The 11143-nt window shown below is 62.8% G+C and carries 12 protein-coding genes; 6 read left to right on the plus strand and 6 right to left on the minus strand.

The genetic code is table 11. From position 1 onward, the window contains the following. Window positions 1-47: 47 nt before the first annotated feature. The 3 genes from FB009_RS18000 to FB009_RS18010 form a co-directional block, all read right to left on the minus strand. A complete protein-coding gene (locus tag FB009_RS18000) occupies window positions 48-323 on the minus strand; it encodes a hypothetical protein (RefSeq protein ID WP_011969512.1) in 276 nt (91 codons plus the stop codon). Window positions 324-423: 100 nt separating this feature from the next. After that, window positions 424-972 carry a DUF1003 domain-containing protein gene (locus tag FB009_RS18005; RefSeq protein ID WP_024312245.1) on the minus strand — a complete coding sequence of 183 codons (549 nt, stop codon included), beginning with the start codon at window positions 970-972 and terminating at the stop codon, window positions 424-426. Between the two features lie 107 nt (window positions 973-1079). Next, window positions 1080-1529 (minus strand): SRPBCC family protein, encoded by a 450-nt coding sequence (locus tag FB009_RS18010; protein WP_127581390.1) that lies wholly within the window; start codon window positions 1527-1529, stop codon window positions 1080-1082. Window positions 1530-1735: 206 nt separating this feature from the next. Here FB009_RS18010 and FB009_RS18015 point away from each other — a divergent pair, with 206 nt between their 5' ends. The 3 genes from FB009_RS18015 to FB009_RS18025 all read left to right on the plus strand — a co-directional run bounded on the left by FB009_RS18015 (window position 1736) and on the right by FB009_RS18025 (window position 4739). Next, complete coding sequence (locus FB009_RS18015; protein WP_024312246.1) at window positions 1736-2788, plus strand: adenylate/guanylate cyclase domain-containing protein; 1053 nt, start codon at window positions 1736-1738, stop codon at window positions 2786-2788. Between the two features lie 157 nt (window positions 2789-2945). Beyond that, on the plus strand, window positions 2946-3656 hold the full coding sequence (locus FB009_RS18020) for a GntR family transcriptional regulator (protein WP_011969508.1): 711 nt from the start codon (window positions 2946-2948) through the stop codon (window positions 3654-3656). A gap of 120 nt (window positions 3657-3776) precedes the next feature. Further along, entirely contained in the window at window positions 3777-4739 is a 963-nt protein-coding gene (locus FB009_RS18025) for a dihydrodipicolinate synthase family protein (protein ID WP_011969507.1), read from the plus strand. 185 nt (window positions 4740-4924) lie between these two features. Here the strand turns inward: FB009_RS18025 and FB009_RS18030 are convergent, their stop codons facing one another. The 3 genes from FB009_RS18030 to FB009_RS18040 form a co-directional block, all read right to left on the minus strand. Continuing rightward, entirely contained in the window at window positions 4925-5917 is a 993-nt protein-coding gene (locus tag FB009_RS18030; RefSeq protein WP_024312247.1) for a C45 family autoproteolytic acyltransferase/hydolase, read from the minus strand. Between the two features lie 97 nt (window positions 5918-6014). Then, window positions 6015-6392 (minus strand): YkvA family protein, encoded by a 378-nt coding sequence (locus FB009_RS18035; RefSeq protein ID WP_011969505.1) that lies wholly within the window; start codon window positions 6390-6392, stop codon window positions 6015-6017. Window positions 6393-6543: 151 nt separating this feature from the next. Then, complete coding sequence (locus FB009_RS18040) at window positions 6544-7581, minus strand: Ldh family oxidoreductase (RefSeq protein WP_011969504.1); 1038 nt, start codon at window positions 7579-7581, stop codon at window positions 6544-6546. Window positions 7582-7896: 315 nt separating this feature from the next. Between FB009_RS18040 and FB009_RS18045 the strand changes: the two genes are divergently transcribed. The 3 genes from FB009_RS18045 (at window position 7897) to FB009_RS18055 (ending at window position 11136) form a co-directional block, all read left to right on the plus strand. Beyond that, window positions 7897-9414 carry an aldehyde dehydrogenase (NADP(+)) gene (locus FB009_RS18045; RefSeq protein WP_018209508.1) on the plus strand — a complete coding sequence of 506 codons (1518 nt, stop codon included), beginning with the start codon at window positions 7897-7899 and terminating at the stop codon, window positions 9412-9414. A gap of 183 nt (window positions 9415-9597) precedes the next feature. Then, complete coding sequence (locus FB009_RS18050) at window positions 9598-10404, plus strand: ABC transporter substrate-binding protein (RefSeq protein ID WP_011969502.1); 807 nt, start codon at window positions 9598-9600, stop codon at window positions 10402-10404. Window positions 10405-10470: 66 nt separating this feature from the next. Further along, window positions 10471-11136 (plus strand): amino acid ABC transporter permease, encoded by a 666-nt coding sequence (locus FB009_RS18055; RefSeq protein WP_010975155.1) that lies wholly within the window; start codon window positions 10471-10473, stop codon window positions 11134-11136. Window positions 11137-11143: the final 7 nt, after the last annotated feature.

An 11143-nucleotide genomic window follows, 5' to 3' on the forward strand; every position in this document is an offset into this window, starting at 1 on the left:
GCCCTTATCTCCTGGTCATGGGAAGCAGGTCGGCAGATCAACCGGGTTCAGTCGAAGATCGTTCCTTTGGCGCCCTCATATTCGCGCGCAAGTTCCTGGATTGCAGCCGATGCCTCATCGAACGTCCAGCCGGCCCGTTCCGCCCGTTTGGCGAGCGCAAGCAGCTCGTCGGTCAGTTCCCCGCTCATCGCCGCCACGATGCTCTCCTGGGACGTCGCCGCAAGATCTGAAACGGCCGGCCGCAAAGCGGCGACGCAGTCCATTTGGCGGCCAGAATAGTCGGACGGGCGTTGCGGACGGGAAATAGCTTGTGACTCCTCCATCTCGGTCTCCTTCGCTGTCGGCATCGTGATCTAATAGCGTGCAGGCGGCAATTGTTCCTCGGGGGCGGGCTTCCGCAGCTTTCCTTGACGCGGCGACAAGCTATTCGCCCGACCGGACCTTCTGGTCTTCCAGCCGATTGAGGATCTCTTCGGGCGTGACTTCCTTTGAGAGTTCACGGATATCCTCCTCGCCGTCCACCTTCACGCCCAGCCGACCGGCAATCTCGCGAAGCAGCGTGAGCAACTGGGTCGCCTCCTGCTCTGCAAGGAGTGATATCTGCAGATTGAGATCGGAACGCTCGTCGTCCTTTTCGGCCATCCGGTTCTGGCTGATCAGAACGAAGGTGGAGATGAAGATCGCCTCGACCGAAGCGATCATGGCGAGGATTGCAAAGGTCGGATCGAACACCGGTACGTTTGGAACCAGCCCGAGATTTGCTGCGATCCAGGCGCCGAACACCAGGACGTGCAGGCAGACGAAAGTCATGGATCCCGCAAACGTCGTGATCGCCTGAGCGAGCCTGTCATGCGCGTGGCGCCCGCGCTCTTCCTCCTCGCGCCGCTTCAGGATGGCGCTTATGTTGCGCTCGAGTCTCGGCATGGTTCGAGCGGCGGACCGTTGCTCAGCGCTTTTCCCTGTCGATATCATCACTCGCGACGCCTTGTGAGCCGCCCTTGCACGAACGGCAACCGGCAAACACATCAGGCTCTGCAAAGTTCCGCGCGAAGAAGTGAAGAGGCAGCGGTTCGCGAGCCTTATCCTGTACGGCCGTGCCACGGATCGGGCCCGGGATCACGTCCGGCCGCCGCCGCTGACAAGCGATCGAGGTAATGGGCCCAGCCTTCCGCGTGGCCGGCACATTGCTCCGCATCGGGAAGACCCGAATGGGTCAAGCGCACCAGCGTTCCGTCCGCCTCTTCGACCAGGTCGATCTCCACCAGGCTCGAACCCGGCGGCACGACATCGCTGCCGTCCCAGCCGAAGCTGTAAGCCAGGCGATGTACCGGGACCACCTCGCGAAAGGAGCCTCGGGCGAATCGAGCTCCGGTCACATTGACGAGATAGAGCCCGCCCGACTTCGGCTCGACCTCGGCCTCCGTTCCCATCCATCGCAGGATCTTTTCCGGATCCGTGAGCAGGGCGAAAACCGCGGCGGGCGGCGCCGAGACATGCGTCTCGCGGCGGACGACGAGGGTTTCTTGCATCGGACTCCCCTTCGGCTTGCCATGGCGCACCGGCTGTGAAGGTCCCGGACGCCTGATCAGAACGGGTCGATGATATCCCGGCCAGGTCCGCTGCGCCACTGCCTGTCAAGCCGGGCTGTGGCACCGAACGATCCGTCCTTCGAAAGGACGCGCTTTTGCAGGGAAACCGTTTCGCACTTTTTCAGAAACTGCACTATGATCGCAGCATGGACCTGCCCGCACCTCTCGAATGGCTTCTGGATGAGGCAGGCACCTCGTCCGGCCCCGACGCGTTCCTGGCAGAGCTTGGAAATCGGCTGCTTGCCGACGGACTGCCGCTGGCAGGCGGTGCTCTGACGCTGGCGGTGCGGCATCCCATTATCGCGCAGCGCACCTGGCTCTGGCGGGCGGAGAACGGGGCGGTCATCGAGGCGCTCGGCTTTGCCGAAGGGCCGGTCGACAGTGCCGCCGATTGGCTGGCTGGGCTTGGTCCGGTGCAGGAGGATATCGTCGGTCGGTCGGAGAAGGTGATCATCGGCTGGGCCGGGATGCGGCCGTTCGATCCCGCCGAAGTCGCGCGGCTGCGTCAGATTGCGCGCTTTGCCGCCGCGCCCTTGGCTGTCCTCGGGGAGCGGGCGACGCGCGCAGCCCTGCTCGAGGCCTATCTCGGCCGCCGCAGTGCCGCCCGCGTGCAGGCCGGCGCGCTCAGCCGGGGCACTGGTGAGAGCATTCGCGCTGCCCTCCTCTATGCCGATTTGCGCAACTTCACCGCCCTTTCCGAGGAGAACGAACCGGCGCGCGTGATCGCGGCGCTCAATGCCTGGTTCGACCGCGTTGCAGGAGCGGTTCATGCGTTCGGCGGCGAGGTGCTCAAGTTTATCGGCGATGGCGTGCTGGCAATCTTTCCGGTTACGGGTGCGCCGGCGGAGGCATGCGAGCAGGCGCTGCGCGCGGTCGTTGCCGCCCGTGCGGGCATGGCGCATCTCGGCAGCTTGCGTCAGGAGCAGGAACTGCCGCCACTTCGCTTCGGTGCGGCGCTGCATCTCGGCGAGATATTGTGGGGTAATGTCGGGTCGATCGACCGGCTGGACTTCACCGCCATAGGACCGGCTGTAAACCTGGTGAGCCGGCTGGAAGGACTGTGCCGGCCGCTCGGGCGCTCGGTGCTGATTTCCGGCGCAATTGCCGCAGAAACCGAGACGCCCTTGGTGTCTCTCGGGAAACACGCGCTTCGCGGCATCGCAGCGCCCTGCACCGTTTTTACCCTGCCGGATGCCTGAGGAAACGCCAGCTGCTGGATTCTCAGCCCATGTCCTCGGAGAAGCCGGATTCTGAGTTTTTATCGGTAAAACCTATTCGAATCCGCGAAACATGGGAGAGTCGGTTGATCTGGTCGGTTCGTACAAGTATTTCTTTTGTCGACAAGAAGGAGGCCGCATGACCGACAAGGATTCAGACGCCAGTTCAGCTCCCGAGCGCAAGCGCGGTTCCGGCGTGAAGATGGTCTATGACCTGCTGCGTGACGAAATCCTCGATCTGGTTCTGCCGCCCGGCAGCCCGATTGACGAGGTACAGCTTGCCGAGAGGTTCAAGATGTCGCGGACGCCGATCCGCGAAGCGCTGGTGCGGCTGGCCGGCGAGGGGCTGATCGCTACGCTGCCCAACAGGTCGACCATGGTGTCGAACATCGATTTCCTGAACCTGCATACCTTCTTCGACGCACTGGTGCTGATGTACCGTGTGACGACGCGTCTGGCGGCCGAACACCACCGTCAGGAGGATCTGGAGGTGATCCGTGCCCGTCAGGCGGAATTTGCTGCAGCCGTTCAGGCGCAGGATGCGCTGGCAATGATCGCCACCAACGCCGCCTTCCATTCCGCCATCGCCGAGGCCGGCCGCAACCCCTATTTCACTGGCCTGTTCAACAGGCTCCTCGACGAGGGACGGCGAATCCTCAGGCTCTATTACCAGTCCTACGACGATCGGCTGCCGCAGCGTTTCGTCGACGAGCATGAGGACATGATCGCGGTCATCGCAGCGCGGGATGTCGAGGCCGCGGATCGGCTGGCGCGAACCCACGCCGAGCAGATCGTCGAGCAGATTCAGAAGCTTTTCGCCCGCAAAGACCGGCTGGAAATTGCCCTGTGAGCTTAGAGCGATTTTTGTCGACAAATAAAATACAAGTGGTATTTTCATTGTCGAAGCACGGACGAAGGCGCCGATCTCGGCTCACGTCTCTGCCATCCGTCAGGCCAATAGGAGTTTGAAATGAAGGCCAAGATATTCTCGGGCGTAATCCCCGCCCTGATGACACCTTGCAAGGAAGACCGCACGCCCGATTTCGACGCTCTGGTCCGCAAGGGCAAAGCGTTGATTGCCGACGGCATGTCGGCAGTCGTCTATTGCGGTTCGATGGGCGACTGGCCGCTCCTGACCGACGCGCAGCGCATGGAAGGCGTGGAGCGTCTGACCAAGGCCGGCATCCCCGTCATCGTTGGCACCGGGGCCGTCAACACCGCCGCGGCGGTCGCGCATGCGGCGCATGCCCAGAAGGTCGGCGCGCAGGGGCTGATGGTGATCCCACGGGTGCTTTCGCGCGGCCCTTCGATCGTCGCCCAGAAGGCACACTTCAAGGCGATCCTGACTGCCGCGCCGGACCTGCCGGCGGTTATCTACAACAGCCCCTATTACGGATTCGCGACCCGCGCCGACCTGTTCTTCGCGCTGCGCGCAGAGCATCCGAACCTGGTCGGGTTCAAGGAGTTCGGCGGCAACGCCGACATGCGTTATGCCGCCGAGAACATTACCAGCCGCGACGACGGCGTCTCGCTGATGATCGGCGTCGATACGGCCGTCTTCCATGGGTTCGTGAACTGCGGCGCGACCGGTGCCATCACCGGCATCGGCAACGTCCTGCCGAAGGAAGTGATCCATCTCTGCAATCTCTCGCAGGCGGCAGCTGCGGGCGATGTGGATGCGCGCCAGCGGGCGCAGGAGCTGGAGCAGGCGCTTGCCGTGCTTTCCTCCTTCGACGAAGGGCCGGACCTCGTTCTCTACTTCAAGCACATGATGGTGCTGAAGGGAGACAAGGAGTACACGCTCCATTTCAACGAGACCGATGCCCTGACCGAAAGCCAGCGTGGCTACGTCGAGGCGCAGTTCAGGCTCTTCAACACCTGGTATGCCGAATGGTGCAAGCTTCCGGGCGCCGTCGAGAAATACCGCGCATGATCAGGCGATAAAGAATGGAGAAGGGCACCCCGGTCGGGCGTGCCTTTCTCCGTGGAGCGGGATGATACCGCGTCTCACGCATCGCGATCTCGAGCAATTCCAGAAAAGTGCGCAGCGGTTTTTCGTCCGGAATTGCACAAAACAAGGGGTTGGAGAGTTTCCGGATCGGAGAAAGCGGAAATGCTCTAAGATGCCGGACTTTCGGCCAGCGGGCCGCCCGATGATCCATAGCGATGGGTGTACTCGCCTGTCTCAAAGCCGTCGAAACCTTGCGACCAGTGGTTCCCTGGCCAGATGTAATCCACCCGCCCTTCCGCAGGTCGGTAGACAGCCGTGTACAGGGTCGGTTGGGGAAGACGCATGGAATAGAGCGGCGGCTGGAGAAAGCGGTCGGTCAGCTTCTCGAGCGACATCGATGGGTCTTCCAGTGCTTGCAGAACAAATTGCTGTCGCGCCAAAGAAGACGATGAGGGTCTTCCGCCCCGCTGATGGTTCGTGCATGCCTTCAGGCGCGTGATGACCGGCCGCTGCCCCGGACCAAGAAACAGCGTTGCGTAGCTGCCAGCACGATCCAGCACCGTGACATTCTGTGCGAGCGCCACGGGTATTCGGCAAAGCGCCTTCACCGCCTCGCCGACCTCACGAAAATTTTCAAGCAAATAGCGCATCACAAGAATGATCGAGAAGCCGAGACCCTGAGAGCGGCCACCCCCGAGAGTCACGCTTGCGGCCAGTCCCTCCTCATTCAGCCCGTCCACGCAACCTCCCCAGGGCCGCTGCATCTTCGCGATCACCTTCACGCCAGACCAATCGGTCATCTCGAAGCGGTCAGAGACGATATCCGGTGGGTAGTCGAAGTTGCGGATCAGCGCCGGGCCTTCCTTTCCGAGCCAGACAGACTGACTGCAGCCATAGCGCTCCGGCGCGGGACGGTAGTGGCTGAGCAGCCGATGAGCGATCTCATCATCTCCGACGAGATCACAGGCGCTTTCGTAGTGAGGGACGAGCTCAGGCATGTGCTGCATCAAAGCGGCACGACACTCCTTGGCACTTGGGCTCGCCGCCATTGGCGCCTGCCCGAAATACCACCTCTCCGCCTCGGCTCGCCCGGCCGCAAACCTGGAGAGCCAAGCTTCTCCGGGCCGGTCCTCTCGCGCTGCGACGAATGTCTTGTACATGACACGAGGAGTATAAGAACGGAACCGCTTGCGTGGCAACGCCGACACTGTCGATCGCCACCCTTTGGCCGTTCTGCCTCCAAGGTGCCTTTCCCCTTCAGGGTGCAAGCGCCATCCAGGAGATCAGCGCTACAAAGATAAGCCAGATCGATATCACCGCAGCCATCCCGGCTCTGCTGACCGGGCGCTCGACCTGTTTCAGCGCTTCGATGCGCAGCTCCGCGAGAACGTCGGTCGGGATGAGCCTGAGCACCGCGATGATGCCCAAGGGGACGATGACGAGATCGTCGAGATATCCGAGGATCGGGATGAAGTCCGGGATCAGATCGACCGGGGACAGTGCATAGGCAGCAATCGCCCCAGCCGCCAGTTTCGCATACCATGGTACACGGCTGTCACGCGCCGCCAGCCACAGCACGATAACGTCCCGCTTGATGTCTCTTGCCCATCGGCGTGCCCGATCCAGCCGGTTCATGTCTGTTGTCCTGCGTTTCCGCGCTTTTCACAGGAATTCAGTCGGCCAGGTCATTGGGCTGGAGATAGATTTCCGCACCGCAGACGCGGCCCTCCCTCGTCCCCGTTACAGGCACAGTGACGAGGGAGGAAGGAGTTTCATCGTGCCTGCATTACGCCACGGCGTCGAGCCCGAGCGTAAGGAGCCGATCGAGTTGCTCGACTTCGGCTGCGGTCAGGGTGATGCCTTCGGCCTCCGACTTCGCGCGCGCAGCGAAGCGGCGTTGCGAAGGCAGGCGGGCGCCCTGGCCGACAATCGCCTCGAACAACATCTCGGCGCGGGCAAAGGGGTCTCCTGGTCGGCCTGCGGCGAAAGCCTCCGGCGAGAAGGCGATGATCAATTCGCCGTGGAACGGCGCGAGCGTGGTGGTTCCGAGATAGTCGAGCACTTCGGGGCTCGTCAGGTCGCCGATCATGATTCCCGCCAGGAGTTCGATCATCGTACCGATAGCCGAGCCCTTGTGTCCGCCGAAGGGCAGCATGGCACCCGCGAGCGCGGCCTCGGGGTCGGTCGTGGGATTGCCCTTAGCATCGATCGCCCAGCCGTCGGGCAGAGCCTTGCCGGCGCGGCGGTGCAGCTCGATCTCGCCGCGCGCCGCGACGGAGGTTGCAAAGTCGAAGACGTAGGGTGGTCTGCCGGCGCGGGGCCAGCCGAAGGCGAAAGGATTGGTGCCAAGAAGCGGCTTGTTGCCGCCGGTCGGCGCGACCGTCGCATAGCTCGGGCACATGACGAGGCCGGCAAGCCCTTCTCCCGTGAGCGCCTCCGCTTCCGGCCAAAGCGCGGAAAAATGCGTGCAGTCGTTGATGGCGAGCGCCGCGATGCCCTGCGTACGAGCGCGCTCGGCGAGTACCGGCAGGCCGAGCTCGAAGGCGGGATTGGCGAAGCCGCCTCCGGCGTTCACCTTGACGATCGCCGAGGCCTCCTGCGCGATGATTTCCGGTATCGCGTCCGGCTTAACCTTGCCGGCCTTCACCGTGCGCAGCGCGCCTTCGATCCGGTAGATACCGTGCGACTTGCAGGCATCCCGCTCGCCGGCAACGATCACCCGGGCGAGAGCGCCCGCCTGTACCACGTTAAGGCCGCCCTTCCGGAAGATCGCCTCGACGCGCTCGTGAAGCGCGGTGGTCGTCAGGGTGGTTGTCTCGCTCATGTCGTCTCTCTCGTGGTATGCCTTACGCAGGGCAGGCGGTTGATGTTCTGCATACATAGAGTATACAAAGCTCCGGCAAGTGCAATTCGCGTTCCGAAGCATCCGGTTGCGGAAATGCGAGTGTATGCGATTTTCTGCCGGGTCTGCATGTTTCCTTTGATCGTACCCGACCGAAGGGCAAGGCATGCAACGCCTTTAAAACATAGAGCGATCTTTGCGCATCTGATAAGAGGCGCTGGGCAGCAGATTCGACGCGTCTTCTGATCTTGTACCGAATCGAACGAGATCGCCGCGTTTCAGAGAAAGGAAGTTCAGATGGTTTTCACCCCCAAAGGAAAACACCTCGTCGCGGGCGAATGGCTCGACGGAGCCGGCACCTTCGCTTCAGCTCCGGCGCACGGCCCGGCGCATGATTTTGCCGTAGGCACCGTGGAGCTGGTAAACCGGGCCTGTGACGCTGCCGAAGAGGCTTTCTGGAGCTATGGCTATTCCTCGCGCAAAGAGCGCGCCGCCTTCCTGCGCGCCATCGCCGACGAGATCGAGGCCCGTGCGGAAGCTATAACCGACATCGGCAGCCAGGAAACAGGGCTGCCGGAGGCAAGGCTCAATGGCGAAAGGGGCCGCACCACCGGACAACTCCGGCTTTTCGCCGATCATATCGAAAAGGGTGATTATCTCGATCGCCGCGTCGATGCCGCGCTGCCTGACCGCCAGCCGGCGCCACGTCAGGAGATCCGGTTGATCCAGCGCCCGGTCGGCCCGGTTGCCGTCTTCGGTGCCTCGAATTTCCCGCTGGCTTTTTCGACCGCCGGCGGCGATACCGCGGCGGCGCTCGCAGCGGGTTGCCCCGTCGTGGTAAAGGGTCATTCGGCGCATCCCGGCACCGGTGAGATCGTGGCTGAGGCGATCGACGCCGCAATTCGCAAGACGGGGGTTCATCCCGGCGTGTTCTCGCTAATCCAGGGCGGCAGCCGCGATGTCGGTCACGCTCTGGTTCAGCATCCGAATATCAAGGCCGTCGGCTTCACCGGCTCGCTCGCCGGCGGACGTGCACTGTTCGATCTTTGCGCCGCGCGTCCCGAGCCGATCCCGTTCTTCGGCGAGCTCGGCTCGGTCAATCCGATGTTCCTGCTTCCGGAAGCCTTGAAGGCGCGGGCCGAAGCTTTGGGGCAGGGATGGGCCGGGTCGCTCACCATGGGAGCCGGGCAGTTCTGCACCAATCCGGGAATAGCTGTCGTCATCGAAGGAACCGACGCGGACCGCTTCACCACCACCGCCGCCGAGGCGCTTGCCAAGGTGGCGCCGCAAACCATGCTGACCGACGGGATCGCCAAGGCCTACCGCGACGGTCAGGAACGGTTCGCGACGCGCAACGCCGTAAAGCCGCTGCTTGCAACCGAGTCGTCCGGCCGTGATGCGTCCCCCAATCTCTTCGAGACGACGGGTGAGCAGTTCCTCTCCGACCACGCGCTCGGCGAAGAAGTGTTCGGCCCGCTCGGCCTGGTGGTCCGGGTCGGATCGCCGGCCGAGATGGAAGAGCTCGCACGTGGCTTCGCCGGCCAGCTGACCGCGACCATTCATATGGATGCGGGCGATCTGGAAACCGCGCGCCGGTTGCGCCCCGTGCTCGAACGGAAAGCCGGCCGGGTCCTGGTCAACGGCTTCCCGACAGGCGTCGAAGTCGTCGACTCCATGGTGCATGGAGGCCCGTATCCGGCCTCGACCAATTTTGGCGCAACCAGCGTCGGGACGATGTCGATTCGACGTTTCCTGCGCCCTGTGGCTTACCAGAACATGCCGGAAGACCTGCTGCCCGAGGACTTCCTCGCCTGATTCAGCTTGCCGTTCGCGCAATAAAAGGGGCTTTTCCACAAGGGAAAGCCCCTTTCCATTGCGAAAGGCGGCCCGTTATATACGTTTTGTATACTAGTTGTATTTTTGAATTGATTTGTGCTCTCCGACGCGGAATAGTGCGCGCGCCGTCACACCGGCTGACAACTCAGGGAGAGAACAATAATGAAGACCTCGATCCTCGCCTTCGGCCTCGTTGCCGCCACCGCTCTGACGAGCCCCGCTCATGCCGACAAGCTGGACGACATCATCGCTTCCGGAACGCTGCGTTGCGCCGTGGTGCTCGATTTCCCGCCGATGGGCTCGCGCGACGAGAACAACGAGCCGATCGGCTTCGACGTGGATTATTGCAACGATCTGGCCAAGGCGCTCGGCGTCACTGCCGAGATCGTCGAGACGCCGTTTCCCGAGCGTATCCCGGCGCTGATGTCCGGCCGTGTCGACGTCGGTGTCGCTTCCACCTCCGATACGCTTGAGCGTGCCAAGACCGTAGGCATGACCGTTCCCTACTTCGCCTTCGAAATGGCGGTAACCGCCAACGAGAAGTCCGGGATCAAGTCCTTCGAAGACATGAAGGGCAAGGTCGTCGGCGCCACCGCCGGCACCTATGAAGCCATCGCACTTGAAAACCAGGTCAAGGCCTGGGGCGAGGGCGAGTTCCGCCCCTATCAGACGCAGGCCGACGTCTTCCTGGCGCTGAGCCAGGGCCAGCTCGACGCCACCGTCTCCACTTCGACCGTCGCGCAGTCCAACGTCAAGGGCGGCAAGTTTCCCGGTATCTCCGTGGTCGACAAGGCGCCCTTCGATATCGATTACGTGGCCCTCTTCACCAATCGTGAGGAATACGGCTTCATCAATTACCTCAACCTGTTCGTTAATCAGCAGGTCCGCACCGGCCGCTATGCCGAACTCTACGAGAAGTGGGTCGGTGGCGAGGCTCCGTCGCTCGCGGTGAACGGCGTTTACCGCTGATCCGAGGATCGTCTGACGGTGCGGGGCAACCCGCACCGTCGCTGCATTCCGAGGGGTGAGACGGGAATGTTCAATTACACCTTCCATTGGAACCAGGCGCTGAGGGCACTGCCGCAGATGCTCGACGGCGCGGTGGTGACGCTGCAGGTCGCGGTGCTGTCGATGGTCATCGGCGTCGCCTGCGCAATCGCGCTCACGGTGTTCCGCCTGTCCGGCAGCCGTATCCTAGGCGGCATCGCCACGACCTGGGTCGAGGTCGCGCGGAACACGCCGGCGCTGTTCCAGATCTACATGGCCCATTTCGGCCTTGGCAATTTCGGCATTCACCTGAGCCCCTACACGGCACTCCTGGTCGGGATCGCTTTCAACAATGCCGGCTATCTGGCCGAGAATTTCCGTGGTGCGTTGAAGGCCATTCCGGACACGCAGGCCCGCGCCGGCCGGTCGCTCGGCATGACCTCCCTGCAGGCATTCCGACTGATCGTTCTGCCGCAGATGCTGCGCGTCGCTTTCCTGCCTGCGACCAACCAGATGGTCTGGGCGATCCTGATGACGTCGCTCGGCGTCACCGTCGGCATGAACACCGATCTCGCCGGAATCACGCAGGAGCTGAATGCCCGCTCCTTCCGAACCTTCGAATTCTTCGCGCTCGCCGCGGTGATCTATTACCTGATCGCCAAGGCCGTCACGCTCGCTGCCCGGGCTTTCGCCTGGCGCATGTTCCGTTACTGAGAGGTGA

Source organism: Sinorhizobium medicae, from assembly GCF_007827695.1.
Classification (GTDB): Bacteria; Pseudomonadota; Alphaproteobacteria; order Rhizobiales; family Rhizobiaceae; genus Sinorhizobium; species Sinorhizobium medicae.

Bases quoted from the DNA above. Each gene is read 5' to 3' on its own strand.
- FB009_RS18050 (WP_011969502.1), top strand. From the start codon at position 9,598: ATGAAGACCTCGATCCTCGCCTTCGGCCTCGTTGCCGCCACCGCTCTG.
- FB009_RS18055 (WP_010975155.1), top strand. From the start codon at position 10,471: ATGTTCAATTACACCTTCCATTGGAACCAGGCGCTGAGGGCACTGCCG.
- FB009_RS18005 (WP_024312245.1), bottom strand. From the start codon at position 972: ATGATATCGACAGGGAAAAGCGCTGAGCAACGGTCCGCCGCTCGAACC.
- FB009_RS18040 (WP_011969504.1), bottom strand. From the start codon at position 7,581: ATGAGCGAGACAACCACCCTGACGACCACCGCGCTTCACGAGCGCGTC.
- FB009_RS18035 (WP_011969505.1), bottom strand. From the start codon at position 6,392: ATGAACCGGCTGGATCGGGCACGCCGATGGGCAAGAGACATCAAGCGG.
- FB009_RS18045 (WP_018209508.1), top strand. From the start codon at position 7,897: ATGGTTTTCACCCCCAAAGGAAAACACCTCGTCGCGGGCGAATGGCTC.
- FB009_RS18010 (WP_127581390.1), bottom strand. From the start codon at position 1,529: ATGCAAGAAACCCTCGTCGTCCGCCGCGAGACGCATGTCTCGGCGCCG.
- FB009_RS18030 (WP_024312247.1), bottom strand. From the start codon at position 5,917: ATGTACAAGACATTCGTCGCAGCGCGAGAGGACCGGCCCGGAGAAGCT.
- FB009_RS18015 (WP_024312246.1), top strand. From the start codon at position 1,736: ATGGACCTGCCCGCACCTCTCGAATGGCTTCTGGATGAGGCAGGCACC.
- FB009_RS18020 (WP_011969508.1), top strand. From the start codon at position 2,946: ATGACCGACAAGGATTCAGACGCCAGTTCAGCTCCCGAGCGCAAGCGC.
- FB009_RS18000 (WP_011969512.1), bottom strand. From the start codon at position 323: ATGGAGGAGTCACAAGCTATTTCCCGTCCGCAACGCCCGTCCGACTAT.
- FB009_RS18025 (WP_011969507.1), top strand. From the start codon at position 3,777: ATGAAGGCCAAGATATTCTCGGGCGTAATCCCCGCCCTGATGACACCT.